The 247-nt window shown below is 40.1% G+C and carries 1 protein-coding gene; it reads left to right on the forward strand.

Features of this window, described 5'->3' with window-relative positions:
- On the forward strand, positions 1 to 247 hold a 247-nt coding region (locus tag L9G74_RS24545; RefSeq protein WP_238898900.1), incomplete at both ends, for a hypothetical protein.

A 247-nucleotide genomic window follows, 5' to 3' on the forward strand; every position in this document is an offset into this window, starting at 1 on the left:
AATGGATTGAAGGAATCTGTAAATTACCAAGTCATTTCTCCAAAAGATCTAGCAAAATCTGTTTTTTCTGAAGCAGGCTGGTCAAATTTTCTGTGCAAAGGAAAGAAACTTCATGAGCCTCTGGATCTGGCACTCTTATTCGTTGGTAGAGAGTTACAATCTTCAGATTTAAGCATGAACAAACATGCAAACTCAGCTCTTTTGGACCTGCTCAAGAACTCTTTCGCCAGATCCAACACTTCTGCGG

Origin of the sequence: Shewanella electrica (assembly GCF_022321485.1) — a bacterium.
Classification (GTDB): domain Bacteria; phylum Pseudomonadota; class Gammaproteobacteria; order Enterobacterales; family Shewanellaceae; genus Shewanella; species Shewanella electrica.